This is a genomic window from Peribacillus sp. ACCC06369 (assembly GCF_030348945.1).
Taxonomy (GTDB): domain Bacteria; phylum Bacillota; class Bacilli; order Bacillales; family DSM-1321; genus Peribacillus.
On sequence record NZ_JAUCEN010000001.1, the window covers coordinates 63,680 to 89,950 of the forward strand.

23 protein-coding genes and 1 pseudogene are annotated in these 26,271 nt (G+C 36.2%); 15 read left to right on the forward strand and 9 right to left on the reverse strand.

The annotated features are described in order from the left end of the window. Positions 1 to 200: 200 nt before the first annotated feature. Together QUF78_RS00300 and QUF78_RS00305 are read right to left on the reverse strand one after the other, a co-directional pair. Positions 201 to 920, reverse strand: a pseudogene (locus QUF78_RS00300) (aldehyde dehydrogenase family protein); the annotation flags it as partial. A 75-nt stretch (positions 921 to 995) separates the two neighbouring features. Beyond that, the gene (locus QUF78_RS00305) at positions 996 to 2,141 is read right to left on the reverse strand and encodes a tyrosine-type recombinase/integrase (protein WP_289323187.1); all 1,146 of its coding nucleotides are present in this window, start codon (positions 2,139 to 2,141) and stop codon (positions 996 to 998) included. Positions 2,142 to 2,503: 362 nt separating this feature from the next. Here QUF78_RS00305 and QUF78_RS00310 point away from each other — a divergent pair, with 362 nt between their 5' ends. From QUF78_RS00310 to sigH, 3 genes are all read left to right on the forward strand, one after another. Then, positions 2,504 to 3,754 carry a helix-turn-helix domain-containing protein gene (locus QUF78_RS00310; RefSeq protein ID WP_289323188.1) on the forward strand — a complete coding sequence of 417 codons (1,251 nt, stop codon included), beginning with the start codon at positions 2,504 to 2,506 and terminating at the stop codon, positions 3,752 to 3,754. A gap of 103 nt (positions 3,755 to 3,857) precedes the next feature. Further along, positions 3,858 to 4,565 (forward strand): DNA alkylation repair protein, encoded by a 708-nt coding sequence (locus tag QUF78_RS00315; protein ID WP_289323189.1) that lies wholly within the window; start codon positions 3,858 to 3,860, stop codon positions 4,563 to 4,565. A gap of 677 nt (positions 4,566 to 5,242) precedes the next feature. Then, positions 5,243 to 5,893 carry an RNA polymerase sporulation sigma factor SigH gene (sigH, locus tag QUF78_RS00320; protein ID WP_289323190.1) on the forward strand — a complete coding sequence of 217 codons (651 nt, stop codon included), beginning with the start codon at positions 5,243 to 5,245 and terminating at the stop codon, positions 5,891 to 5,893. A 673-nt stretch (positions 5,894 to 6,566) separates the two neighbouring features. Here sigH and blaI read toward each other — a convergent pair. Further along, positions 6,567 to 6,947: a penicillinase repressor BlaI gene (blaI, locus tag QUF78_RS00325; RefSeq protein WP_289323191.1), complete on the reverse strand. Its 381-nt coding sequence runs from the start codon at positions 6,945 to 6,947 to the stop codon at positions 6,567 to 6,569. Next, positions 6,928 to 8,739: a BlaR1 family beta-lactam sensor/signal transducer gene (locus tag QUF78_RS00330; protein ID WP_289323255.1), complete on the reverse strand. Its 1,812-nt coding sequence runs from the start codon at positions 8,737 to 8,739 to the stop codon at positions 6,928 to 6,930. The genes blaI and QUF78_RS00330 overlap by 20 nt, the downstream gene beginning before the upstream one ends. Before the next feature lie 231 nt (positions 8,740 to 8,970). Between QUF78_RS00330 and bla the strand changes: the two genes are divergently transcribed. Beyond that, complete coding sequence (gene bla, locus QUF78_RS00335; protein ID WP_289323192.1) at positions 8,971 to 9,915, forward strand: class A beta-lactamase; 945 nt, start codon at positions 8,971 to 8,973, stop codon at positions 9,913 to 9,915. A gap of 382 nt (positions 9,916 to 10,297) precedes the next feature. Here the strand turns inward: bla and QUF78_RS00340 are convergent, their stop codons facing one another. Next, a complete protein-coding gene (locus QUF78_RS00340) occupies positions 10,298 to 11,470 on the reverse strand; it encodes an MFS transporter (RefSeq protein ID WP_289323256.1) in 1,173 nt (390 codons plus the stop codon). 308 nt (positions 11,471 to 11,778) lie between these two features. Between QUF78_RS00340 and QUF78_RS00345 the strand changes: the two genes are divergently transcribed. Next, positions 11,779 to 12,321, forward strand: coding sequence for an ester cyclase (locus tag QUF78_RS00345; RefSeq protein WP_483313817.1), 543 nt, complete (start codon positions 11,779 to 11,781; stop codon positions 12,319 to 12,321). 44 nt (positions 12,322 to 12,365) lie between these two features. Then, the gene (locus tag QUF78_RS00350; protein WP_289323193.1) at positions 12,366 to 12,947 is read left to right on the forward strand and encodes a TetR/AcrR family transcriptional regulator; all 582 of its coding nucleotides are present in this window, start codon (positions 12,366 to 12,368) and stop codon (positions 12,945 to 12,947) included. A gap of 898 nt (positions 12,948 to 13,845) precedes the next feature. Here QUF78_RS00350 and QUF78_RS00355 read toward each other — a convergent pair. Continuing rightward, positions 13,846 to 14,973, reverse strand: coding sequence for an IS110 family RNA-guided transposase (locus QUF78_RS00355; protein WP_034306249.1), 1,128 nt, complete (start codon positions 14,971 to 14,973; stop codon positions 13,846 to 13,848). A gap of 230 nt (positions 14,974 to 15,203) precedes the next feature. Beyond that, positions 15,204 to 16,070, reverse strand: coding sequence for a PhzF family phenazine biosynthesis protein (locus tag QUF78_RS00360; protein ID WP_289323194.1), 867 nt, complete (start codon positions 16,068 to 16,070; stop codon positions 15,204 to 15,206). Positions 16,071 to 16,726: 656 nt separating this feature from the next. On the opposite strand from QUF78_RS00360, the gene ltrA reads away from it, so the two are divergent. The 6 genes from ltrA to QUF78_RS00390 all read left to right on the forward strand — a co-directional run bounded on the left by ltrA (position 16,727) and on the right by QUF78_RS00390 (position 21,749). Beyond that, complete coding sequence (gene ltrA, locus QUF78_RS00365) at positions 16,727 to 17,989, forward strand: group II intron reverse transcriptase/maturase (protein WP_289323195.1); 1,263 nt, start codon at positions 16,727 to 16,729, stop codon at positions 17,987 to 17,989. Positions 17,990 to 18,192: 203 nt separating this feature from the next. Next, entirely contained in the window at positions 18,193 to 18,366 is a 174-nt protein-coding gene (locus QUF78_RS00370; RefSeq protein WP_289323196.1) for a hypothetical protein, read from the forward strand. A gap of 281 nt (positions 18,367 to 18,647) precedes the next feature. Further along, positions 18,648 to 19,244, forward strand: a complete 597-nt coding sequence (locus tag QUF78_RS00375) for a class I SAM-dependent methyltransferase (protein ID WP_289323197.1) — start codon at positions 18,648 to 18,650, stop codon at positions 19,242 to 19,244. Next, positions 19,234 to 19,920 (forward strand): response regulator transcription factor, encoded by a 687-nt coding sequence (locus QUF78_RS00380; protein WP_289323198.1) that lies wholly within the window; start codon positions 19,234 to 19,236, stop codon positions 19,918 to 19,920. The genes QUF78_RS00375 and QUF78_RS00380 overlap by 11 nt, the downstream gene beginning before the upstream one ends. Beyond that, positions 19,917 to 21,005, forward strand: a complete 1,089-nt coding sequence (locus tag QUF78_RS00385; protein WP_289323199.1) for a HAMP domain-containing sensor histidine kinase — start codon at positions 19,917 to 19,919, stop codon at positions 21,003 to 21,005. The genes QUF78_RS00380 and QUF78_RS00385 overlap by 4 nt, the downstream gene beginning before the upstream one ends. A gap of 270 nt (positions 21,006 to 21,275) precedes the next feature. Continuing rightward, entirely contained in the window at positions 21,276 to 21,749 is a 474-nt protein-coding gene (locus QUF78_RS00390; protein WP_289323258.1) for a TVP38/TMEM64 family protein, read from the forward strand. 265 nt (positions 21,750 to 22,014) lie between these two features. Here the strand turns inward: QUF78_RS00390 and QUF78_RS00395 are convergent, their stop codons facing one another. After that, positions 22,015 to 22,671, reverse strand: coding sequence for a transposase (locus tag QUF78_RS00395; protein ID WP_289323200.1), 657 nt, complete (start codon positions 22,669 to 22,671; stop codon positions 22,015 to 22,017). Between the two features lie 63 nt (positions 22,672 to 22,734). Continuing rightward, complete coding sequence (locus tag QUF78_RS00400; RefSeq protein WP_289323201.1) at positions 22,735 to 23,247, reverse strand: IS110 family transposase; 513 nt, start codon at positions 23,245 to 23,247, stop codon at positions 22,735 to 22,737. Between the two features lie 635 nt (positions 23,248 to 23,882). Here QUF78_RS00400 and QUF78_RS00405 point away from each other — a divergent pair. The 3 genes from QUF78_RS00405 to QUF78_RS00415 all read left to right on the forward strand — a co-directional run bounded on the left by QUF78_RS00405 (position 23,883) and on the right by QUF78_RS00415 (position 25,969). Further along, positions 23,883 to 24,974, forward strand: a complete 1,092-nt coding sequence (locus tag QUF78_RS00405) for a GerAB/ArcD/ProY family transporter (RefSeq protein WP_289323202.1) — start codon at positions 23,883 to 23,885, stop codon at positions 24,972 to 24,974. 304 nt (positions 24,975 to 25,278) lie between these two features. Beyond that, positions 25,279 to 25,524, forward strand: coding sequence for a ParB N-terminal domain-containing protein (locus tag QUF78_RS00410; protein ID WP_289323203.1), 246 nt, complete (start codon positions 25,279 to 25,281; stop codon positions 25,522 to 25,524). Positions 25,525 to 25,792: 268 nt separating this feature from the next. Continuing rightward, the gene (locus QUF78_RS00415; RefSeq protein ID WP_289323204.1) at positions 25,793 to 25,969 is read left to right on the forward strand and encodes a DUF4083 family protein; all 177 of its coding nucleotides are present in this window, start codon (positions 25,793 to 25,795) and stop codon (positions 25,967 to 25,969) included. Positions 25,970 to 26,271 lie beyond the last annotated feature (302 nt).

The following is a 26,271-nucleotide window of genomic DNA, read 5'->3' on the forward strand; positions in this document are numbered from 1 at the left end:
TTTTTGAAGGACGAAAATGTACTATGTCGTTATTTTATCTGGTTACGCAGTTTGTTTTTCAGATGGAGCGATTGTATAGCCCATATTTGGATAATGTACCATAAACCTCGGTAGAATATAAGTTTTGGGTTTGAAATAAAGTCAATATGCTATTACTTCAAAAAGCGCACCCCAAATCGGAATGCGCTTTAAAAAACATATCAAAGACCAAGTGAAATATATTTAAGCTCTAGGAATTCATCCAATCCCCAATGTCCACCTTCGCGACCAAGGCCACTTTCTTTAAAGCCGCCAAACGGTGCTTGTGCAACAGAAGGAAGTCCATCATTTAATCCTATGATTCCATATTCAAGACCTTCAGAAATTTCAACAGCCTCTGAAATATTTTCAGAGAAAATGTATGCAGCAAGGCCGAATGGAGTATTGTTAGCACGCTCAATAACTTCTTCAGTTGTACTATAAGTTGTAATTGGAGCAAGAGGTCCAAAAGTCTCTTCGAACATGCACTCCATATCATCTGTTACATTTGTTAGCACAGCTGGTGTAATGAAATGCCCAATAGAATTTGCTAATTCCTCGCCACCTAATTCTAGGACAGCTCCTTTGCTCTTAGCATCCTCAAGCTGAGCTTTTACTTTGTCTACTGCGTCAGCGTCAATAAGAGGACCGATCTCGACACCTTCTTCCAATCCGTTACCGATTTTCAATTTACTTACTTCATTCTTAAAGACTTCTGTGAACTCTTTTTCAATCGATTCGTGAACAAAAACGCGATTAGCACAAACACAGGTCAGGCCGGCATTACGGAATTTTGAGCCAATTAATCCTTTAGCAGCCTTTTCAATATCTGCATTTTGAGTCACAATATATGGTGCGTGGCCACCAAGTTCAAGAGAGACTTTCTTCATGGTATCTGCAGCTTGTTTTTAGGGCAGACCATTGATTTGAGTCCAAAATTCAGCAAAAACTTCTCTAATTATGACGACTTTCTTCTATTATATATACTCCCCAAACACATCTGATTTCCACAAATGAATCGCATGTCGTTCCTTTTCAAAAACCTTCTCCAAATAAATCTCTGTAGTGGAGAGCTGCTCATGGCCCAGACTCTTCATAATCTGATAGACATCCACTCCATTTAAGTGAGAAATGATGGCAAAAGCATGTCTGAAAGTATGAGGACCAATGGAAGAGGAACGAAACTTCAAAAAAGGCAAGCCACTCTCCTTAATGGCTTTTGTTAGATATTGAGATAAATAAGAGGGAGAGTAAGCACGGCCTGTATTGGTCGTAAAGAGCGGGTCGTCTCCTTCCGCTGCTTCTATATCGTCGATTCCTCTAGCTGAACGGAACATTCGAATACTATTCATTCCTTTTTTCTTCAATGGTATTTGCCTTCTTTTATTTCCTTTACCTAGGACCTCTAAATAATACGTGCTGGTAATGGAATCATATTGAAGATCCTTGACTCGGAGTCTTGTAAACTCTTCATTGCGCATGCCTGTCATCGTAAGGATATGAATGATCGAAAAAACGATGGGGTGGTTGATTTCCCTGAAATAATCAAGTAGCTGAATGACTTCCTTCGGTCCCAAATCACGGTTCGGCCGATCATCTTTACGAATATTGATCTTAAAGAAACCTTCATGAATTGGCTCCGTGATATAGCCTGATTCGAACAGGAATGTCAAAAAATTCTTAATGATGGTTGTCTTTCTGGATAATGTGGCAACAGAATAAGCTCCTTTTTTTAAAACATAGGGGCTTTTTTCTGATAACCATTCTTGATATCTTCGAATGTGCCGGGTAGATAGAGATTTAAAGAGGGAACCGTCCGCAACTTTTTCAAAGTCTACATTGATTTCTACCGAATAAGTGAGCAATTGTTCAATAAATTGAATGAGTTCCCGCTCATAGGCTTGGACGGTGCGGGTGGATTTTTCGTGTTGCCGTTTTAAATGCTCTCGTCGTTGTAGAAACCACTGTAGCATCTCTATATCGCTAAAATCCGAAAAAGGATGTTCTCCATTTATTTCTGTCGTATCTAATCGTTCTTGTAAAGTGTGGATAGAAATTTCTGACAAACTTTTTTTCCAAGCACTATTCTGAAGCTCTTTCGTTTTCTCTACCAGTTCATGCATCCCTGTAACCTCACTTTTATAATGCACCTATTAATAAGATAAACTATATATGTAGTACGTACCTTTTCATTAACATTACTTACATTATAACAAATTACTAGAGTTAAATAATTATGTATAACCTAAATAAATTCTATATTTATTTAGGTAAGCCCTAATTAACTATATAACTAGATTCGAAAATTATAATAATAATGTAGGATTTAAATAATAAATTTATAATGGTAAATATAAGATAAATCTAAAATTATACTTATTTAAATCAATATTATATATTATGATAGATATATGAAATAAATAGTTAATCATGAGATAGACATATAACAATTAAAGATAAGATATGAAAGGTAACTAGACAAATAATGAATAAACTAAACCATGAAAAACACACACAAACTACATCCTATGAAATTGGGGAATCTGTTTATGTTCTTCAATCATGTACGGAAGAAGAAGACGCAGAGAGTTTTTACTACTATAAACAATTTGAAAAAAAAGAAGGAGTGATTTTGGAAGTAATCGAACACCCACGTCTCCAATATCGTGTGAAATTTGGCCAGGCGGTAGCAGTCTTGTATCATGAGGAATTGACGAATGGGAACCAACGAGATTTTCCAATAAAATTAACGGTTAATCAAGAAGGATGGGAGGGGGATAAAGTGGAATGGTATACACAAAAAGAAGTAGCTGATTTATTAGGAGTATCCAAGGCAACTGTCTATCATTATGGAAAACAGAAGAAAATCATTAAAATTCTGGATCCACATCGATTACATAAAGAGGCACGTTATGGAAAAGCGGAAGTGGATCGATTAGTGTATGAAAAGCAATCTTTACCTACAGGTATGAGTCCAAATGATGTTGCAAAGAAATTGGGATTATCTGTACAAAGTGTTTATAAGTATATACAGGATGGTTCGATAAAAGCTAATGCCGTCCCTTATGGTGATGAAAGAATCACTTATGTAATTTCGGAAACAGCCTATCATGAAGCAGAGAAATCACTCAAACCATCTGAAACACAGCGACCAAAAAAATATGAATATTATGATTCAAAAAATGACATTGTTTTGTATCAAAGATTTCATTCAACTAAAATACCAGAGGCACGTGTGGTTCGTAATGAAGATAATGTATTTGGTTTCTACCTACCCAATATCCAAATGTGGTTGACGTATGAAGAAGGAGTTAAAAATTATGCATTAAAGCCATCATACTCGATCCACCAACCTACTTTGGATTATAAGGGCTATGTTGAGCTTCAGGTACCAAAAAACGAAGTTGTATTTTATCCCTTCATTGACTATTTATATAAAAACTGGGGTGTTGAAAACGTAAGAATGAGAGAGCAAGATAGTTCAGTTTTACTCTTCATTCGGGCAGGGGAAAGACCGTTAATGCCAGAGATGATTAGTATTGCTGATATCTTACCGTATTTAACCAATGGAGAAATGCACCATGAAGATGATACTTTGATATTACGTAGTCCAAATAGAAAAACTAGTTTTGAATTACCTAATAATTTGTTAGAAACGATTTCTGATTTAGCTGAACAAGAAGGGATTAGTATCAGTAAATGGGTCGAGCAAAAATTATCGTCGATAATCAAATAACTATCCCATTTGCATTTGTCCTTCGAGTAGGATAATGGGGATGGATTTGATGGGCTTAAATCTTAAGAGGGAAAAACCTCCAAAAATAAGGAAGTGTTAAACGATGAATTTACAAATTGTTATGCAGGAGCTTGAAGCTCTCGGCAAGGAACGAACCAAGAAAATTTACGAATCCAATGGTGCGCACGAGCCGCTTTTTGGCGTGGCTACAGGCGCTATGAAGCCAATCGCCAAGAAAATAAAAAACAATCAACTTTTGGCTGATCAGCTTTACGCCACAGGAAACTACGACGCAATGTACTTTGCAGGCATAATTGCAGACCCAAAAGCAATGGAAGAGGCGGATTTTGAGCGTTGGATGGATGCGGCGTATTTTTATATGCTGTCCGATTATGTGGTTGCAGTAACTTTAGCTGAAACAAATATTGCACAAGACGTTGCCGATAAATGGATCGCAAGCGGTGAAGAGCTGAGAATGTCAGCGGGATGGAGTTGCTACTGCTGGCTATTGGGCAATCGCCCGGACAGTGAATTTTCCGAAAGCAAGATTGTTAATATGCTTGAAAATGTGGGAAATATGATTCACGATTCTCCAGAACGAACTAAATACGCTATGAATAATTTTATATACACAGTGGGGATTTCATATTTGCCGCTACATGATAAGGCGGTCGAGACCGCAAAGGCAGTAGGCCCAGTAGAGTTCAAACGGGACAAGAAAAAAAGCAGTTTCCCACTAGCTTCCGAAAGTATTCAAAAGGCAGTAGATAAAGGGCAGCTTGGATTCAAACGCAAAAATGTAAGATGTTAATAAATTGCCTTGCATCGCGAGCGATCTTCAATTAGGTGTTGTGGCTACAATAGTGTCTGGATTAATTAGTAGAATAATCTGGATAGGTACACCTCTAAAAAAACAATCTTTGGAATTGTTTTCTCTCTATTGTTTCCAGATAAAAATAATGAAAATAAATTAAGATGAATCTTCCAAAAGTAAGCATTAATTATTCAACATAAGTAAGGTAAAGGAATGGATAGTCATTATAAAGCGTAATCGAAAAAAAACCAATCGGAATTAAAAAATCCAGATCATCATAGATCTGGATTTTTTTTTTGATCGCATCAAGCTTTCTTATGAATCTAAAAAAATTCTGCTAAGAAAAATGCCTTTTTCCCAATGTAAATCTAATTGCAATAACTGCTAAACTCCCTACTATTATACTCTAATTGTTCATTATCTCCTTTTCTTACCTCTGATCATCCTTTTATAGGTGTAAATGCAATCAATTGATTATACGTTACGTGGAATTAGTTTTAGAGCAGTACTTTTTAATAGGAATAACTATAGGTTTTTTTGTAGGAAAATGTCGATATTTGCGAATATCTTTATCGTCATTTCTGAGATATTATTATATTGTATGGTCTTTAATACATTGAAGTGATAATGCAACTTTTATGTCGGTGCTCAACTTAGTGAGTGGGGGAAATTAAATGAGTGTAATCATCGAGAAGAACCGAGTGGAAAACTATACTCATATGGAAGATGTAATGTTGGTTGGAAAAATACAAAATGGGGATGAAGATGCACTGAACTATTTAATCAAAAAATACAGATGTGTTGTCCAATCCAAAGCTATGAATTATTTTTTAACGGGTGGAGATAAGGAAGACGTCTTTCAAGAGGGTATGATTGGACTATTTAAGGCCATTCGCGACTATAAGGACTGCAAAAAATCGTCTTTTAGGTCATTTGCGGAGCTGTGCATTACCAGACAAATCATAACGGCTGTTAAAGCCGCTATTTGCCAAAAGCATTCTCCGTTAAATAATTATGTTTCATTGTATAGGCCTATCTATCAAGGAGAGTCGGAACAATCCCTAATTGAAATAATCCCTGAACAGAGACAAATCGACCCTGTCACAATCCTAATAAAATCAGAAGAAATTTCTGATATTGAACTAAATTTAGCGGAAGTCCTTAGTGAGTTGGAAAGTAGAGTTGTGGACTTATACCTGGAAGGACAAACTTATTATGAAATATCAAAGAAACTTAATGTTCAAATAAAGACGGTCGATAATGCACTTCAACGGGTTAAAAGGAAGTTGGAGCGGTATTTGGAGTCAAGGAACTTGGAAGAATAATACCTAAATCGAGCATATTGTCTAAATACACCGGATAGGATTTGTTTTAAATGAACCCTGATCTGGTAATTAATCATCTAATATTGACAAAAAATTCGGTAAATACAACCAGTTTAACATTGATTTACTTAAAATTTCGATGTGTATACAATGTTGTGATGAAAAAAAGAATGAAGAAAGATATCAAGCATTGGAGTACAGCAAGGAATTAAAAAAACTTACTAATATAATTGAAAAAGACTATAAAATTTCTTTATGCAATTGCTGAAAAGCCTAAATAAGGGGAACCAGAGCCAAAGAAAGCGTATATAATACGCTTTTTTGCGTTCAGTATCGTTCTGAAGGTGTTCCACAATATGGACAAGGACAGATATTAATTTGGTGAATGGACTGATAATCTGGTTTATTACATAAATTCGAAATAGAAAATTCTTAACTGAATAGGTGCGTTAGTTGAATAAATACATCCTTCATAGTTATTGGCTCCTTTCGTGTATAGATCTACAATTGTTTTTTAGTTTATGACTAACGGGCGTAGTATTTACAGAGAAGAAAGCAATTCTTTTTTAATCTGAGCAAGAAAGCGATAATTACATGACAAATATGTCTCCGCTATTTCGATTTCGACCGAAAAAAAACGATTTGGAAACATTCCAAATCGACTTTTTAAATATTACTTTTTAGGTTTCTTATTTAAAATAAAGCGTAGTTCATTTATATCATCATCAGTTAGGGTATCTTCCTGAATGAATTGGACAAGCATGGATTTCAGGGTACCTCCATAGATACGGTTGATAAATGATTCGGTCTCGGCACGCTGGCACTCTTCCTGTGTATAGAGCGGGTAAAAGGTGTAAACTCTTAGATTTTTATTGACATCTACTACATCTTTTTGAACCAATCGATCGAGAAGAGTGCGTATGGTTTTCGGCTTCCAATCGGTACTCTCCTGTAAGGAAAATATGATGTCATTCGCTGTTTGAGGGGCTTTATCCCAAAGCACATTCATGATTTCCCATTCTGATTCTGATATACTAGGAATGTTTTTCTCCATATTTCTCCCCTCCATTTTCTTTATAGATTCCTAAATCTTTTAAAATTGATAAAGTAATTTCTCCCGCCTTGCTTCCAGATGAATCATCTTCATTTTGTATATTGGTAGCAAAGAAATAAGTATTGTTCTTCGTCTCTACATACCCGATAAACCAACCATTGATGCTTTTTCCATTCACTGCTCCTGTACCTGTTTTTCCTGATAGGCGAGCTTCTTCATTCTTTTCTAAGAGTAGTGCTTCCTTCACAGTTTGGATATGCGTTTCCTTATATCCCAATTGATTGTTATAAAAGGCTTGCAGCAGTTGGACTTGCTCGATTGGAGAAATTTTTAATGAGGATTCGTTCCAGAATTCGCCAAATTCCCCAGATATATCGGAATTTCCATAGTTTATCTCTTGTAGATTGGATTGTATTGTTTCAAATCCTGTTCTACGATCTAATTCTTGGAAATACCAGTTTACAGATTTTTGCAAAGCAGATGAGACATCCTGATCCATTTTCCAAGCGTCATAGGGTTGCTCCGTCCCATCCCATGAAAGGGTGGATTCTTCGGGTGATATCACATTTGATTCTAGTGCAAATAAGGCACTATAGATTTTGTATGTGGAATCAGGTGATACCCGCAACGTACTTTTCTCTTCATTATAAATGCGATATTGCTGTGCGTTATGATCATATAAAACAAAGCTTCCTTCATACCCTTTAAAGAATTGATTTAAATCCTCATAAACTGCTCCGTCATTATTAAAATAGTATCGGTCGTTTTCCGTCGCTAATGCGGAAACGAAAGGTAATTGGATTGTCAAAATGATACTGGCCAACACATAAATAAAGACGCTTTTTCTTATTGATTTTTTTTCGGAATGCTTATAGGCAGAAATTTGTTCAATTCGTTTTTTGATTTGAAGCTTAGAACCGTTTAATTGTGTCACTAACAGTAGCTTACTTGACCGTTTTGAAAGATCCAAAAAATTAATGATTGTATTTCCATATTCACTAAATGAATTATCATCTAGTAACTGTAAAACAGATGTATCACATGCGATTTCCCGATCCAATCTCATTTTTCTAAAAGCAAGCCAGACAAGGGGATTAAACCAATAAATGATTTGATAGAACAATATCGCGTAATTTGTCACCAAATCCTTGTTTTTATAATGACTCAGTTCATGAAGAAAAATATACTCGTAATTTTTCAAGCTAAGCCAGTTTTCATGTTGAGATGGTAAGACGATATATGTTTGAAAAAGTCCGAATATCATTGGAGATTGGACTCTTTTCGAAATAACAATCTTTATTGATTTTTTAATCTGTAGTCTTTTCTTGCATTCTTCGAAAAGTACGAGAACTTCTTGATTGGAAAACGCAGAAGAATAATTCTTTATCCTTCTAAGTGTGAGCCATCCACGAACCATAGTAAAGGTAAATAAAAGCATCCCTGACATCCATAAACCCATTACTCCCATATTAAGTAAGGACAGGTCCGGCCGATTGACCGATAAAGAAAAGTCTTGTATCAGGTGTAGGCCCTGCATCATATCAGTACCATTTATTTCCTTAGTAGAGCTAGGTGCATTAGTCTGATATGCATCCCCACCGCTAAAGAGAGAACTAAAATTATATAAATCAGTAGGTATGAATGGAAGTGCTAAAGCCATAAAAAGAAACATCCACAAATGATAGTACCATTTTGCGGTTAATTGTCTTCCAAACCATTTTCGTATAAGTAGAATAACAGTAACGGAAAATGAAGACACCAATAGACCTATTATAAAATGTGTTAAAAACATGTCCTTCAATACCAACTCTCTGGATTTTTAAATTTTAAAAAACAGGTATATAGCATATTTATAGTAGCTTGATGGTTAAAAAATAAAGAATTGACTTTATTTGATTACATATGTAATACTATACTACAGATGTAATCAGACTACAAATGTAATCTGTAAAAACTCCTTGCATGAGGTTGTTTTTTCAATTCGTACATAAGAGTCTAATCAAATAATTAGGAGGTTTACATCATGAACAAAAGATGGTTTTATCAAATACTAGCACCAATAGGCTTGGTGCTTATGGTTGCAGGCTGCTCAGATGAGAAAAAACAGGTTGTACAACAATCAGAAACAGAGCATACGGGGGGAACTAATCAAACGTCAGAAAATATAACGGCAAAAGAAACCACAATTGATAAGTTTGAACAACTTGAGAAGGAATATGATGCGAGGCTTGGGGTCTATGCCATTGATACAGGAACAAAAGAAACCGTGGAATTTCGTGAGAACGAACGTTTTGCGTACACATCTACATTCAAAGCCCTAGCCGCTGCTGTTTTGTTAAAGCAAAATCCGATATCAATGCTTGAGGAAATAAGGACATTCACCAATGAAGATATTGTTACCTATTCTCCGATTACAGAAGACTTTGTGAACAAAGGGATGAGTCTCGGAAAAATAGCTGAAGCAGCGATGCAGTATAGTGATAATACAGCAGGTAATCTTCTGTTCGAAGAATTAGGCGGACCAGATGGATTTGAAAAGGCGTTACGAGAAAGTGGCGATACTATCACAATGGCTGACCGTATTGAACCCGATTTGAACGGAGCTATTCCAGGGGAATCACGGGATACCAGTACCCCTAAAGCACTTGCAACTACCCTTGAGGTGTTTGGAATCAGTGAGTACCTTCCTAACGATAAGCAAGAAATTTTCACAAATTGGCTAAAAGGGAATACTACAGGTGATTCCCTCATTCGAGCTGGTGTACCAGAAAGTTGGGAGGTTGGAGATAAGAGCGGAGCCGGTGGCTATGGAACTCGAAATGATATAGCGATTGTGTGGCCACCAAATCGAGAACCGATTATTATAGCGATCATGTCAAGTCGCAATGAAGAGAAAGCAAGCTTTAATGATGAACTCATCGCTAAGGCTGCAAAAGTTATTGCTCAGGCATACTCTAACAACAAATAGATTAACATTATAGAGAATGAGTACGACTCTTCGGGTGACGATCGTTTTTTACTACAATAAAGTTTGTGAAATAATATACTTCAATTAAAGGGTGCAAGAGTAAAAGAGCCGGCTGCTATCCCAGCCGGCTTTTTTTATTAAACTAAAGGGGCAGGATAGTTGAAGAGTGCTGTTATTCAACAATTGGGCCATTTAATTGAATAAGTGTATATTTGAAATAAAGCTGCACTGCTTTGAAAAAACTCTGTATATAAGCGTCTGTTTGTTGAACAAGAAGTAAAAGGGTGATACATATTATACATGACTAATATGTATCACCCCTTTTTGTAACTTTGTATGATTTTAGGTCTTGAAAAATTTCAAACCAACATAAAAATCGGTATTATTTCTCTCTAATCTGCTCCGTTAGACGGTAGGTTATTACCCAATACAAAAGGGCCAAAGCGCTGACAGAGGCACCAAATAGACATACTCCGATCCATCCATAGTTTGCGTATATATTAGTTGAAACAATTGAACCCATGGCACTGCCGATGGAATAAAAAATCATGTAAGCAGCAGTAAGTCGGCTTCTCGCCTCAGGACGCACTGTGAAAATCATACTCTGATTGGTGACATGTACTGCTTGCACAGCCAGGTCAAGAAAGATAACGCCAATGACTAATGCGATCAGTGAGTGTTCGGTAAAGCTGATTAGAAACCATGATGCTAGCAATAAAACTAGGGCTATGCAGGTTGTTCGCTGCCCTAAACCTCGATCAGCCAGACCCCCAGCACGAGCAGCAGCTAATGCTCCGGCAACTCCAGCAAGACCAAACGCTCCAATAGCGGTATGTGAAAGAGAGTATGGTGGAGCACTGAGAGGTAGCACCAGCGAAGTCCACAATGTACTAAACGCGGTAAAAATCAGCAGAGCCAGTACTCCGCGGATGCGTAGGATTCGTTCTTGGATGAACAATGTGAGCACCGAACGAAGCAGCTGCGGATAGGATAGTGACTCTCTTTCGCTTTCATCACGCGGGAGTACTCGGAACAACACGCCAGTCATGATGAGCATCATGGCGGCAGAAACTAGATAGACCGAACGCCAACCGGCGAGATCGGTTAGTACACCAGCGACTGTTCGTGCGAGCAGAATGCCGATCACGACTCCACTTTGCACCAAGCCGACTATACGTCCACGCTCGGCTGGGGCAGCCAAAGTCGATGCGAACGCTACGAGCACCTGAGTCACCACAGCAAGCAGTCCGACCGCAGCTAACCCCGTGAACAGCACTGTGATGATGGGGGCGATGCCAACCACAATCAGAGACAACACGGATAAAAGCATCTGACCCACGATTAGCCGACGTCGATTCAGTAGATCACCGAGCGGTACCAGCAGTAGCAGTCCTAGCGCGTAACAAAGCTGAGTAATGGTAATGACAATGCCGATGGATGAATGGGAGATACCGAACTCGGTCGCCAGTGAGTCTAGCAACGGTTGTGCATAGTATATGTTGGCGACAGCCATCCCACAGGCTGTTGCAAACAATAGTGCCATATAGCGAGTCATGGTTGATCCGGATACTATTTGTAATTGATCCGTTTTCGTATCATGATCTTCAACTTTAATTGTTGTTTTTTCTTTAACCTTCACCTTTACCATTACTTACATCCCCTTTTTGTACTTAACAGTATAATATATCGTTCGGTATAAAATAATTCCTAATAAGGATAACCAACAAAACGTTTTGATGTCAAGTAAGTTATTCAGTTAGCTGAATGCTGTTCTTGAAAGAATCATCACAATTTGACAATAGGACTTTAATTAAATAAAATCATAATATACCGATTGGTAATTAAAAGGAGGATTAATTATCCATGACACGAATTCGGCAAATTGATAAGGAAAGGACATTAGATGAATTGAATCAATTACCGGGGAATAACGAATTAACTGAAATATCTGGGGGCGATTCACCAGCTCCAAAATTCCTACAGACAAACGAACAGATTATAAAAAGCTTCTTTGAAGTTGTCAGATCAGGTTGCACTCCCGAACAAGCTAAGGTTTTTATGGCGAAAGAGGTAAGAGCACATCAAGTGAATTCAGAAAGCATGGTGACAATTATAAGGTCACCTGAGAATTATGCTGATCATATAAGAGAAATGATAGATTCATGGGGGAAATTTAAAATAGAAATTCAAGAATTAATTTCTCAAAATCAAAAAGTTCATGTCAGATGGAAGCAGACAGGAATGCATATTGGAGAGTATGAGGATTATCTGCCTACAAATAAAGAGGTTATTGAAATAGGTAGTGCCGTATACCGATTAGAGGATCGAAAAATAGTGGAATACTGGATTCAAGTGGACAGATTCGGAATCATTGAGCAAATAAAAAAGAATCAAGAACAAGATTAATTATCTAGTGAAGAAATTTTGTTTTTTGAAATGAGGTATTTATTATGGTTCGACAACGTGAATTTGATGAGGAAAAAGCGTTGGATGATGCTATGTTGCTTTTTTGGGAGAAGGGGTACAAGGCTACTTCGCTAAGCGATTTGACTGCCAAAATGGGGATACAACGACCAAGCTTATACTCAGCTTTTGGAGATAAAGAGGAATTGTTTGAGGCTGCATTACGCAAATATACAAAGCTACATGCTTCCCATATTCGAACAAAACTTCAAAACAATCTATCTGTAAAGGAAGCATTTCACACATTTTTTGAAGATTTGGTGGAAGAGGAATATAAAGAAAGTCCGAACAAGGGATGTTTTTGCATTAATACAATAGTGGAACTTGCCCCTCACGATGAAAAATTTGAAATCCTTACAAGAGAGCATCAGATGTATCTTTCGATCATATTTCAAGAAACGATTGTCCGAGGTATTCGCTCAGGTGAGCTCGAAAGCAGCCTTAATGCTAAAGTTTTAGCACAGACACTAGTCGTTTCATTAATCGGACTTACCGTGTTAATGAAATCTCGTCCAGAGCGTTCATTTGTAGATAATTCTGTAGCGATGATATTATCATTATTAAAATAAATTTATTAAAATTCCAGTTTTATCAATCATGTCAGTCTCCGTGAATAAAGGGGGTTTGTATAAAGCCCAATCTATAAAATCGATTGCAACTGTAATTCTTATTTTTATTAACCAAGTTACGGCAAGTTTTTTTAATAAAAGAATGATTCATTAATTATATTAAAAGCGTATTTTGATCAATCTTTTTTCAAAACACGCTTTTTCTTTTTGTTCGTTTATCAAGGTTATTAGTATCAATTTGATCAAACTTTATTTAAAGCAACAATACCATTGAGTTTTCACCTGATATTTTTGCAATTAGTTAACAGCAATACTAACTAATATTAGCAAAGTATTCTTCAATTAAAGGGTGCGATTCTTGAAGAAGTTTCGCTTTTCTTATAAAACTAACGGGTGCTTTAGCTGAAGATCTGAGCTGTCTTTAAGGCAGCTCTTTCTTTATGCAACTGATATGAACGAAACTGTCAACCCACCACACCCAAATGTTTTTAAATGGTGTTTCATTCAGCTATGAATAGAGTTATTCCTTGTTCAACTTATAAACCAAATATCCTTTCGGATTTAGCTTGTCAAGGGCGTACTTTCCCTTGATAAGCTAAATCGAAATGGATACAATTCTAAAAGTTGAACAAGGATAACCTTAAAAACTTGGCACGAAGGCAAAAACGTTGACGGTGGTATACAAACTGATATGCGTGGGTTGGTTACCACATTTCACTCCATCCGTCACGGAGCTGCCTCGGACTAACGGCGCACGTTCAGTTCCTAGACCTAGTGCATAGTTGCACATGAGGGTTCTCCTTCCCGGGGGTTTGCCTTCGAGCCAAATCTTCAATTCTAAATCACAAAATTATGATTCGATAAAATCATTTATTACATAATCTTACTTTCGATCTACTTAAGCAACATTCGATACACTTACTTGCTTATCCTCAATGGCACAACCGATAGCCCAAATAAAACCAAGTAATTCTCTGGCTACTGCAACAACAGCTACTTTTCCACCTTTTCCTTTAGCAGAGATGCGATGATATTTCATATGAAGACGGTGTTGAGCTTTCCAAGCAATACGTTTTGCCTCTGGATCTTGACCTTCTTGACGTTTAAGCAATTCACCTTTAAGAGATGGTCGATGGCGATAAGACCAACAAACTTCTACTATGGAACGACGAATTTGGGAGTTTCCGGTTTTCGTAATGGAACCTTGCCAACGACTAGACCCACTCGAGTATTCCTTTGGAACAAGTCCAGCATAGGACATCAGTTGTCTTGGGTTTGAAAAGCGAGAAAACTGTCCAATTTCAGCTACCAAAGTAACAGCTGTGACTTCTGCGACTCCTCTTAATGTTTGAAGAGCTTGAATTACCGGAGCATGTTCACTTTGAAGGGCTTCTTCATGAATTTGAGCTTCGATACGTTTCATACGATCTTCAACTTCATTGATTGCATGAAGATATTCTTGAAAAACAATACGTTGAGAAGCTCTTTCAAATGTTAATCGTTTTAACCATTCACGATGTTTTACGGACCAATTTCTAACTCCTTGCGGAGGACGTATTCCATGGCGAAGTAAGAAGTGAACAAGTCTCTGGCGAGAACTTTGTAAATCCTCACGAGCATCATGACGAGCACGAATTAAGTCTCTCAATGCTTCATGATCTTCATCTGGAACCCATACAGAAGTAAGCTCTCCAGCGCGAAGTAGCTGAGCTAATCTAATAGAATCTCTTTTATCTGTTTTTACACGATCGCCCGATCGCTTTGGAATAAGGGAGGGTGCGACAACCATACAATCAATGTCCATAGATAGAAGAAATCGATAAATTCCATACCCAGAAGATCCTGCTTCATAACATACTAATAGGCTTTCAGGCTTCCCTAACTTTTTCATCAATTTGCGAATATCCTCTGGTTTATTTTGAATAGTTCCATGAAATCTAGGTTCACCACGACCAGAATCAGCAATCGCAACAGCAATTGAATCTTTAGATACGTCTAAACCAACAAATTTTTGAACATCCTTCATAATATAGGCTCCTTTTCGTGTGTAGCTCTACACTTGGTTTTTTATTTTTGGTAGTAACATTATGACCAAGTGCAATCTACGTTAAGCGATGGGAGCCGTTTTCGTTCATTATGACTATCGGGGCAGAATCCTTTAATAAGTAGTGAGTGCTTTTTATTGAAGGGAATCGCAAGTTTATTAATAAAATTATAAAATTTAATCCAAAAAAAGCCCAAATTTGGACTTTCTTGTTAATACCATTCTCCTTTTGCGATTAAAAATACTTTACCACCTACAAGGATTTGAATGGAATTCTGGGAATTTTCAGCTTGTATATTTAAAATAGATGGTCTTCCCATTTGGAATCCTTGTTCAACTCTGTACGTTATATTTTTACTTTCAAAAAAGTTATGTGCGATAAGGTATCCAGCAAGATTTCCGTTTGCACTTCCAGTCGCAGGATCTTCAGGGAATCCTGTGTCATCTAAAAATACTCTTACATTTAAATCATTTTCTTTTAGTTTGGTTTCAGGAGAAAAGACAAGGATATTTGCTTTTATAATGTTATCAATGAAATTTTGATAATTATTATGATTGATCTTGCAACGATTTACAGCATCCAATGAACAAAGAGGAACAATTACTGCTGGTAATCCAGTTGATACAATTTGAATTGGAAAACGGGAATCAATATCTTCATTTGGTATCTGTAATATTTCGGTGAAAATATCTTGATCAGGAATAATCGTTCCTAATTCGGGTGGGTTTTGCTTCATTATTAATTGTTCACCTTCAATATTTACAGGTATTTGTCCTACTTTAAGGTTTAGAGTTATTTGTTTACTTTCATTGTTTTCTAAAACTTTCTGAATGATAAATGCTGTTCCTAATGTTGGATGACCAGCAAAAGGAACCTCAACATCAGGAGTAAATATTCGAACATCGTATCCTCCGTTGTCTTGTTTGCCAGATAAAATAAATGTTGTTTCATTAAAGTTTATCTCTCTTGCAATCTTTTGCATTTCTTCAGTAGATATTGTTCTCGAGGGAATAAGTACAGCTAATTGGTTACCTTGATATTTTTCTTCTGCGAATACATCAACAATATAAAAATCCATAAATATTACAACTCCTAATTTTAAATTTTAGAATATTATATCATTTCTTATTCAACTAACGGATGCGTTAGCTGAAGATCGGAGCTGTCTTTAAGGCAGCTTTTTCGTGCGCCCGGCATGGGTGCAATCTATAGGGTGAAAGTCCCGAACCATGAAGGCAGTAGTAGTGGTTAGCTTAATGCAAGGGTGTCCACGGTGACGTGGAATCTGAAGGAAGCAAGCGGCAAACCTTCGGTCTGAGGAACACGAACTTCATATAAGGCTAGGTATCATTGGATGAGTTTGCGAAACAAAACAAAGTCCTTACTGCCGAAGGTGGTACAGAGTAAATGAAGCAGATAGATGGAGGGAAAGATTGCACTCTTACCCGGGGAGGTCTGATGACAGCCAAGTACACTTGGTAACCTGTCCAGTGATGGACAGCTGAATCATCAGAAGTCAGCAGAGGTCATAGTACTTGTCTACTCGAGAAGATAAGGAAGGACCGAACAGATTAAGGAGGATGAATACTAGGCGTTCGTTATCTGCGAAGAAGCAAACAATTCCTAACGGAACTTATTTGAAGGAAGATGTGGTGAATACACGGGGAACTTCAAAAGGGTGGAGCAGATAAAGGCACAAATAGACCATTTATCCACGTAGAAAGGATATCAACGATGTTAATGGAACAGATACTAGAGAGGGAAAACTTAATACAGGCATTGAAGCGTGTAGAAAGAAATAAGGGAAGCCATGGTGTAGATGGAATGCCGGTTCAAAACCTGAGACCGCACCTCGCAACCGAATGGTACAACATGAAAACTGCCCTTTTACAGGGTACCTATCAACCGAAGCCCGTCCGTCGTATCGAAATCCCGAAACCAAACGGCGGAGTTCGGCTATTGGGTATTCCAACCGTTCTAGACCGTTTCATTCAACAAGCCATTGCCCAAATATTAACCAGGATATATGACTCAACCTTTTCGGAGAATAGCTATGGTTTTCGCCCTAACAAACAAGGGCACCAGGCGGTTCGAAAGGCAAAGTCCTATATAACCGAAGGTTATACATGGGTAGTGGATATGGACTTGGAGAAGTTCTTCGATAAAGTGAATCATGACAAGCTCATGGGAATGTTAGAGCGGAAAATTGAAGATAAACGAGTTCTCAAACTGATTCGTAGATTCCTTCAAGCAGGCATTATGATAGGCGGACTTTTTCATAAAAGTGAGGAGGGAACTCCGCAAGGAGGTCCGTTAAGTCCTTTATTATCTAATATCATGTTAGACGATTTAGATAAAGAACTAGAGAAACGCAATCTTCGATTCGTAAGGTATGCGGATGACAGTACTATCTTTGTGAAGACACGAAAAGCCGCCAAACGTGCAATGGGAAATATCTCAAGCTTCATTGAAAATAAACTGAAGCTAAAGGTCAACTACGAGAAGTCGAAGTATGATCGCCCTTGGAACAGAACGTTTCTCGGTTTTAGTTTCACGAAGTCAAAGAAGAACCCGAAGGTTCTACTGGCTAAACAAACGGTGAAGAGAGTAAAGAAACGAATCAGGGAAATGACCTCGAGAAAATTACCGAAACCCATGAAACTCCGAATAAATAAGTTAAAGCAATACCTTAGAGGTTGGATGGGTTATTTCGCCCTCATTGATACTCCGAACGTTTTGAAGAATTTAGATTCATGGATTCGAAGAAGACTCAGGATGTGCCTATGGAAGCAATGGAAATTGCCAAGAACGAGAGTGAGGAAACTCAAAGGATTAGGCGCCCCATTTGGAAAAGCGTATGAATGGGGAAATAGCAGAAAGGGTTATTGGCGCATAGCGCATAGTCCTATTCTAGACAAAACCCTTAATAATGTTTATTGGCACCACCAAGGGTTAGTAAATCTATATGAACGATATACAAAACTACGTCAGACTTAAACTGAACCGCCGTATACCGAACGGTATGTACGGTGGTGTGAGAGGTCGGAGGCTAGGCGCCTCCTCCTACTCGATTTATGGCACTAAAGGGGCGGGTTTGTTTTATAAGAGTAGTGTAGTCGAACTGTTCATCAATTTTTTTTACAATTTCATTTAGGGTATTTATGCTATAATTCCCAATAGAAAGATTGGAGAGAGAAACAATGAACTGGGTAGACTTCATGGCACTTACTGGTATACTATTTTATTTGATTCCAATAGCATTTATTGCTTGGTTTTTAATCAGCTTTATCAAAACTCAAAAGGAAAGAAACACTTTACTTAGAGATATTTCATTAAAGTTAGATAAGTATAAAATTGACAAAAAGGAAGAGTGATATAATACTCTTTCTTTTTCATTTTTTATTTCATCATTTCTCCATCACCTTTACTTCACAGTTTGTGTCAACTCTACAAGCCTTAATGAACTAACGGGTGCGTTAGCTGAAGATCGGAGCTGTCTTTTATGCAGCTCTTTTCTTATGGCACTAACGGGGCAGGTTAGTGAAATAAGGATATACTTGTAAAACTTAAGAATTCTTAAGGTATTTGTCGAGTTTTTCTTCAGGTTTGTTTTTTATGATTTGATTATAAATCACAAACCTAGAGGAGTAAGTACATGAAAAAATTTGATTTTTCTTTTATATATCAATACATTGTCAATCCTAAAACTGTCGGAGCAATCCTACCTAGTTCAAGATACCTTAGCAATAAAATGATAAAAGAAATTAACTTTAAGGATGCAAAATACATTGTGGAATATGGCCCAGGTACTGGAGTGTTTACAGAAAAGATCCTTGCACTAAGAAACCAAAGTACAATTGTTGTTTTAATTGAAAACAATAGGGAATTCTATTATTTACTGAAAAAAAAATTCTGGAATGAAAAGAACTTTATTGTTATACATGGTTCAGCTGAACATGTTCAACACTATTTAAATGAATATAAAATTCCTTATGCAGACTATATTATTTCTGGTTTGCCGTTTGCGAGTTTACCTCAGAATGTATCAAACAAGATATTATCAAGCACTTTGAACGTATTAAAAACAGGTGGGGAGTTTGTAACATTCCAATACACCAAGGTTAAAATACCATTATTGAAAAAGTACTTTTCAAAAATCACTTTAAAAAGAGAATATAGAAATATCCCTCCAGCTTATATTCTTAGGTGTGAACCACGAGAAAAAAACAAGGAGACATTAGATGCAATCTAACATACTTATAATTGATGATGATAAAGAGATAAGGAACCTTGTTGGAATTTATTTAGAAAATGAAGGTATGGTAACGGAAAAATTTGAAGACGCTATTGAAGCCATGAAATTTCTACAAAAAAATGAAGTTGATTTGATCATTTTAGACATTATGCTGCCTAAAATGGATGGAATACAAGCTTGTATGAAAATTAGAGAAGAAAGAAACATGCCTATTATTATGCTTTCGGCAAAGTCTGAAGATATGGATAAAATACAAGGTCTTATGTCAGGAGCTGATGATTATTTATCAAAACCCTTTAATCCTTTAGAATTAATTGCCAGAGTAAAGTCTCAATTAAGAAGAACGAATAAATATAATACTGATTTAAGCGCTAGTAAAAATGTTATTGAAATAGGAGAACTAAAAATAAATGTGGATACGAGACAAGTTTATGTGCAAAACCAAGAGGTTAGGCTGACTCCTAAGGAATTTGACATTTTAGAGTTGCTTGCACGAAACAAAGGGATTGTACTTAGCGTACAAAAGATATATGAAGTGGTCTGGAAAGAGGAATTTCTAAAATCGGATAATAATGTGATGGTCCATATTACAAAAATAAGGGATAAAATTGAACAGGACCCTAAACGACCCATATATGTCAAAACAGTTTGGGGGGTAGGCTATAAAATATGAAGATTGTTAAGTTTCCAAATAAATTATCCTTTCAATTACTTGGTGCAATTACACTCAGTCTACTTGTAGCTATACTCGTTTTTATTCCTTTTGCGCGTTTTATAGGCTACTTTTTGGAAAATAAGGCCCCTAATAATCTTAGTATATCTGTATATTACTCATTAGCCATCTTCATTTTTTTATTTTCAATTTTAACGTTTATAGGAACCTTTATAATTTTAATAAGAAAAAAATTAGGTTATCTTAAATTGATCTCACTAAGTATTCAAAAAATCGCAAATGGAGAAATGGGGATAACAATTGATTTGAAAGGTAAAAATGAATTGACTCAGCTTGCGGATAACATAAATTACATGTCTAAAGAGTTACATGACAAATTTGAAAAAGAGAGACAATTAGTGCAAGAAAAGAACGAACTCATCACTAATGTATCTCATGATTTACGGACCCCATTAACCTCCATTATTGGTTATTTAGATCTGTTAAAAAGGAAACAATACACAAACCAAAAGCAGTTACAGGAATACTTAGAAATAACATACCAAAAATCACATAGACTTAAATTATTAATTGATGAGTTATTTGAATATACTCGACTATCCAATCAGGAATTTAAGTTAAATAAAACAGTTGTTGATATTCGAGATTTAATAGAACAAGTAATAGGTGAATATATTCCCATTTTAGAGAGAGAACAGTTAAGCATTAATAAAACAATCGAAGATACAAATATTCCAGTATTAATGGACGCAGAGAGGTTGGTTCGGGTATTCGACAATCTTATTAGTAACGCCATAAAATATAGTGATAAACCTTCAGAAGTATATATTAGCCTTCACAAGGAAGAAAAATCCGTCTATTTTGAAATCTTGAATAAAGTGGAAAATCCTCCGAGTCATGACATAAACAAGGTATTTGATCGGTTTTTTATGGGGGATAAAGCAAGAATGGGTAATAATGGGGCTGGACTGGGACTTTCCATATCCAAAAGAATCGTTGAATTACATAATGGGATAATATCTGTCGACTACAAAGATCACACGATTGTCTTTAAAGTGGAATTACCTTTATGTTTTAACATTTAATACAGTATCATCTTAAGAAATCTTAATATTTTTATGAAGTGTTTCTTTATTATTTTCTCTTACAATTTCCCTAGTTAACATTTAGGGGAGTGAGGAAAACTGAAAATAAAATATGCTATTATTGCCATTTGGCTATTATCCTTTTTTGCTTTAGCATACTTTGATTTATTACCAACTGATATAAATACAATTAAACACTTTTTTTCTGAAAATCAAAAATATGCACTGGTTATATTTATTGGGTTATGGATACTTCGATTATTATTTCTTATACCTGGGACACCTTTAATGATTCTTGGTGGGGTATACTTCGGTCCAATAGAAGGGGCAATATTGTCTACAATTGGATTAGTAATGAGTGCAACCCTGATATATTTCTTTTCAAGTGAAGTTTCTGTAAAAAAAGTAAAAAACTTAATGGAGAATAGGCATAAAGATTTAAGCATTCTTATAAAAACTTATAATTATAAGCTTCTGGCTTTGGGAATGATTTGTCCGATAGTTCCAGCAGACATGTTATGTTTCTTATCGGCTGCTAATGGAATTAAATATTCTACTTACATTTTAACTATAGTAATTGCAAATGCACCGATGAGACTTTTATATAGTTATATTAGTGTTAGTTTTACAAAATCTACTGTTGGGTTAAGTTTAACTTTTGTATCAATAGCATTGATATTTATTATATCGATAAAAATGTGGAACACATTAAAAAAAACAAATACAGGCCTACCATTAAAATAAAAACTATTTTTTAAACAGTTGCTCTATAGGCAGCTGTTTTCTATGTTACTAATGGAGGGGCCTCACTGTAATATTTGAGCTGAAAATAATCAGTTGGTGAAGAAATGTACTTAAACTAACGGGTGCGTTAGCTGAAGATCGGAGCTGTCTTTAAGGCAGCTTTTTTGTATGAAAACACAATAGTAAAAAAGCCATGCTAAAATAAACCCTCCATATTCTCATTTTTTTTGATGGGGGTAAATGTACTATGTCGTTATTTAACTGGTTATGCAGTTTGTTGTTCAGATGGAGCGATTGTATAGCCTTTCTTTTTTAGGTATTCGATCATTTTTAATTCTTTGTTATTTTGTTTTTCTTTAAGGTAATTTGAGCCTAGTTCTTGATAAGGTTCTCCTGTTTTTAAGATGTTGTAAGTAATCGTTAATAGTAAATGGGCAGAAGCGATTCGTCCCTTCATTTTTCCTTGCCGTTTGGTAATCCTTTTTCGATGTGAAGCAATTCGATTATTTTGCCTTGATGTCGCTAATACACATTCTACGGCCATCGTTTTTAAAGCTTTATTTCCTTGTGTGGTTTTACTCGTTTTTTTTTTACCAGCACTTTCGTAATTTCCAGGACTCACACCAGCCCAAGAGGCAAGATGTTTAGCTGACTTAAATACGGACATATCAACACCCATCTCCGCAATAAAAGTAGCTGCCGCAGCTTTGTTCACACCAGGTATACCATCCAATAATTCTACTTCCTTACGATAAGGGGACAGGAGTTGATCAATTTGTTTTTCTAATTCTTCTATGGTTTCTTCTAAATAACCCATATGCTCCCAATGGTAACGCAACATATCACGATGATGGCGGCGAATACGACCATTAATTGCATGGGCAATGTCAGTAATACTTGCTTTTGTTCGCCAATCCACCATTTTTCGAAGACCATCGGTCTCTATTTTTTCACCATTTAGAATCGCTTCAAGGATACGGCGTCCCTATACACCAAAAATGTCTGATAGAACGGATGTTAGCTTGATATTAGCATCTTGAAGAATTTTGTGAATGCGATTCTGCTCTGATGTGCGATGATGAATCAATTTTTTTCGATAACGAGTAAGATCTCGTAAATCACGAATATCCTCTGGTGGGACAAAATTGCTTTCAATAAGTCCGCATCTTAGAAGCTTGGCAAGCCATTCGGCATCTTTTACATCAGTTTTACGCCCTGGAACATTTTTGACATGCCTGGCATTGGCCAGAACAAGGTGAAAAGATCCTTCGAGTATATTCCATATTGGTTTCCAGTAGACTCCGGTACTTTCCATCACAACATCGGATACCTGAAGGGTAGTTAACCAATCACTTAAAGCCAAGAGTCCTGTTGTTGTAGTCGAAAACGTTTCAATAGAGATTTTTGGCTTTTTATCTAATGGACCAAATAATACACAGGCTACTACTGTTTCTTGGTGTACATCTAGGCCAGCACACCGTTCAATCATTGCTTCCATAGGAGAATCACCTCAAAAAAAGATTAACAATACATATGACAGGAGATTTGTTACAAAAAATTTTGTATACGTACTAGCAGTACACTAAATGGTTCTTCCATACTGTCACAACCAGTTTCTTATACAGGGTATCTTCCTTAAGATCCACCAAAAAAAGCTCAGCCTGGTTGTATTGTTATCATCCATTATCGTCAAGGGGTTAATGGGTTAGACTCTATTTTTGAGTGTAGATTTTCGTAGTAGATGGTGGCGGCGAGGAGCGCCGCCATAGGAGTTTCTTATGCAACTATAGGGGCAGATTAGTTCAAGAAGCCGTACTCCTAACGATTGTGCCTTTTTGGATAAACTTCAAATGTAGAGGCCATATTATCAATATGAAGATTATTATTAAAGTCATAAAAAAACTTCCTATCTTGTTAACAATATTCTTAATTTACATATTTATTTTCCTTATTATTATTGTATTTCTTTATTCATTAAGATAAACGGCTTTTAATTCTTGGATTGAGCATCGCAGCTTGTGTCCACCGTTTATTCGTACTGTGTACTTAAAGTTTGTATCTTTTTGAAAATTTCACTTGTAAAAGCCAGATTATAAAAATGAGAAATATGAGTGATACAAATGAGGGTCCTATATGAACCAAGCTAGTGTTAATGATAAGTTTAAGGTATCGCCTTTCTATGTGTTTTTTTTAGTGCATTCCCTGCAAACAGGATTAGGCGTGTTGAGTTTTCAAAGAAGTTTAGCTAAGGCGACGGGAACGGATGGCTGGATTTCCATACTCCTAGCCGGACTCATTGTTCATATAATAATTTGGCTTATATATAAAATTTTCAGTCTTGTTCCTGGTGATATCATTTCTGTTAATAATCATGCATTTGGTAAATGGATTGGGAATTTCTTCAGTCTCTTATTTATCCTTTACTTTTTTGTCCTTGGAATGACGGTCATAATCGGCTATATAAATGTCTTACATGTTTGGATGTTTGAAGAGGTACCTTCATGGGTATTTGCTTTGGTTTTCCTGATCCTGATTTATTATATTATTACGGGAGGGTTCCAAACCATTACGGGTATTACCTTTTTAACTGTAATATTTTCATATTGGCTGATATTTGTACCTTTTTATGGTTTGAAATACGCTGATTTTACAAATTCCCTACCTATTTTTGACCATACTTTATTGGAAATAATGAAAGGAACTAGAAGTGCTTCATTATCGATGATTGGTTTTGAAATGATCCTGATGTATTATCCATTCATTCAAAATGGTGAAAAATCACAAAAGTATGCTCAAGGAGGAGCCTTGGCTACGACGTTATTGATGTTATTACTATATTTTGGTTCGATAGTCTTTTATGCAGAAAAACAGTTGGCTCTTACTATTTGGCCAACATTAACATTGACCAGTATTATTGAATTGCCCTTCATTCAACGGTTCGAATACATAATCATTTCTTGGTGGGCCCTCGTTATTATACCCAACATGGTTATTCCTTTGTGGGCTGCCAGCAGGGGTTATAAGCGCTTATTTAATGTTCAGCAAAAGTACCCGTTATGGGTAATGTCCATACTCATATTACTTATCAATATATTTTTTTTCGATGTCGATTCCTTATATATATTGTATAAAATAATCAATCCATACAGCGTGTGCTTCCTTGTTTTATACTTGCCTCTTCTTTTGGTGTTCATAAACATAAAAAAAGTGGGGAAACGTTTATGACCTTAGAAATTCCAAGTTATGAACTAGCGACTGCAATCGCAAACGTAATCCCTGCTTCCTGTTTTCTTCCATTTCATTAACTCTTTGATTATTATTTTAATTGACGCTATTTCACAGAACTCCTATCATCACAGTTTGCGTCAACTTTACAATAAGTCTTAATCAACTAACCGGTGCGTTAGCGCCATAAGAAGGTTGCCAAATGGGGGCCTAGGACGAGAAAAGTGAGAATAGCTGATTAAATGGGTCTTATAACAGGTGAATAAAGAATATAATTAGACTTCAGATAGGGGTGAAAATAAAAATGAAACCAGATGAAACAGAAGAGCTTATTTTACTAAATCAGATTGTTATAACGGAAGAGTTTTTAAATTCGCATCCGAGTGTTGAAAAAACACAACAAGTCTTAAATCATGTTAAACGGACAGGCTGCTTAGATGAACCCATTACGATAAATAGGGATACAAAGATCCTTAAGGACGGTTACAGACGCTATATTGCAGCCCAAAAGGTGGGGATGGAACTAGTCCCTATTATTTATGAGAAATAAGCTTTTACATAATCAAAAATAGAAAAAATGAAGAAAACCCCTAAAATCAAAAGTTTCGGGGGTTTTCTTCCTATAAGTTCGTTTAATGTAAACCAGAACCATCCAGCAACACTGGTGGCGTTAGCTTAAGATCAGAGCGTTCTTTAAGGTAGTTTTTTCTTTATGGAACTAACGGGGCAGGTTTGTTCAACAAGCGTAGTGTTAAAGAACTGTAGCAGTAAAAAAATATGGTACACTAACACCAATAATTGTAAAGGTAGGAATTAATATGAATATTGGTGATATGATATTTCAACTAGTTTTCTTTATTTTTATATTTGGGTTATTTTCTGGTGTGTTTTTTCTCGTTCGTTCTCTCGTTACTAAACAGCCAAGCAAGTCAGAAAGTAGCGAACAAAAGCTTGATAGAATTATTGATTTACTTGAAAAGGAAAAGAAAAAGTAATCTTTTTCCCGTTTGACATTAATCCTTACTGCACTATTTATGTCAACTCTACAATAAGTCATATGTAACTATCGGGGCAGTTTAGTTCATTAAGGGTTATGAATCCTACGATAACAGGATTTATTGCAGATACAATTATAGAAATTAATGAAGTGAAAATAATGGTTAATCCACTAACGATGTTGGTTCGATTTCTTTGAGGGGTGCCAACATCTCGGAAATTTCGTACGCTAAGCAAATTCTAACCTAAAAAACCGATTCCTTCTATTTATAAGGAATCGATTTTATTTTTTTTACTCAAC

Excerpts from the sequence above, each read along its gene's own strand:
- QUF78_RS00345 (WP_483313817.1), top strand. The coding sequence starts at position 11,779 with ATGACACGAATTCGGCAAATTGATAAGGAAAGGACATTAGATGAATTG.
- QUF78_RS00415 (WP_289323204.1), top strand. The coding sequence starts at position 25,793 with ATGAATATTGGTGATATGATATTTCAACTAGTTTTCTTTATTTTTATA.
- blaI (WP_289323191.1), bottom strand. The coding sequence starts at position 6,947 with ATGGAGAAAAACATTCCTAGTATATCAGAATCAGAATGGGAAATCATG.
- QUF78_RS00305 (WP_289323187.1), bottom strand. The coding sequence starts at position 2,141 with ATGCATGAACTGGTAGAGAAAACGAAAGAGCTTCAGAATAGTGCTTGG.
- QUF78_RS00370 (WP_289323196.1), top strand. The coding sequence starts at position 18,193 with ATGAACTGGGTAGACTTCATGGCACTTACTGGTATACTATTTTATTTG.
- QUF78_RS00395 (WP_289323200.1), bottom strand. The coding sequence starts at position 22,671 with ATGGTGGATTGGCGAACAAAAGCAAGTATTACTGACATTGCCCATGCA.
- QUF78_RS00405 (WP_289323202.1), top strand. The coding sequence starts at position 23,883 with ATGAACCAAGCTAGTGTTAATGATAAGTTTAAGGTATCGCCTTTCTAT.
- QUF78_RS00410 (WP_289323203.1), top strand. The coding sequence starts at position 25,279 with ATGAAACCAGATGAAACAGAAGAGCTTATTTTACTAAATCAGATTGTT.
- QUF78_RS00355 (WP_034306249.1), bottom strand. The coding sequence starts at position 14,973 with ATGAAGGATGTTCAAAAATTTGTTGGTTTAGACGTATCTAAAGATTCA.
- QUF78_RS00340 (WP_289323256.1), bottom strand. The coding sequence starts at position 11,470 with ATGACTCGCTATATGGCACTATTGTTTGCAACAGCCTGTGGGATGGCT.
- sigH (WP_289323190.1), top strand. The coding sequence starts at position 5,243 with ATGAGTGTAATCATCGAGAAGAACCGAGTGGAAAACTATACTCATATG.
- QUF78_RS00350 (WP_289323193.1), top strand. The coding sequence starts at position 12,366 with ATGGTTCGACAACGTGAATTTGATGAGGAAAAAGCGTTGGATGATGCT.
- QUF78_RS00375 (WP_289323197.1), top strand. The coding sequence starts at position 18,648 with ATGAAAAAATTTGATTTTTCTTTTATATATCAATACATTGTCAATCCT.
- ltrA (WP_289323195.1), top strand. The coding sequence starts at position 16,727 with ATGTTAATGGAACAGATACTAGAGAGGGAAAACTTAATACAGGCATTG.
- QUF78_RS00400 (WP_289323201.1), bottom strand. The coding sequence starts at position 23,247 with ATGGAAGCAATGATTGAACGGTGTGCTGGCCTAGATGTACACCAAGAA.
- QUF78_RS00315 (WP_289323189.1), top strand. The coding sequence starts at position 3,858 with ATGAATTTACAAATTGTTATGCAGGAGCTTGAAGCTCTCGGCAAGGAA.
- bla (WP_289323192.1), top strand. The coding sequence starts at position 8,971 with ATGAACAAAAGATGGTTTTATCAAATACTAGCACCAATAGGCTTGGTG.
- QUF78_RS00330 (WP_289323255.1), bottom strand. The coding sequence starts at position 8,739 with ATGTTTTTAACACATTTTATAATAGGTCTATTGGTGTCTTCATTTTCC.
- QUF78_RS00380 (WP_289323198.1), top strand. The coding sequence starts at position 19,234 with ATGCAATCTAACATACTTATAATTGATGATGATAAAGAGATAAGGAAC.
- QUF78_RS00385 (WP_289323199.1), top strand. The coding sequence starts at position 19,917 with ATGAAGATTGTTAAGTTTCCAAATAAATTATCCTTTCAATTACTTGGT.
- QUF78_RS00360 (WP_289323194.1), bottom strand. The coding sequence starts at position 16,070 with ATGGATTTTTATATTGTTGATGTATTCGCAGAAGAAAAATATCAAGGT.
- QUF78_RS00310 (WP_289323188.1), top strand. The coding sequence starts at position 2,504 with ATGAATAAACTAAACCATGAAAAACACACACAAACTACATCCTATGAA.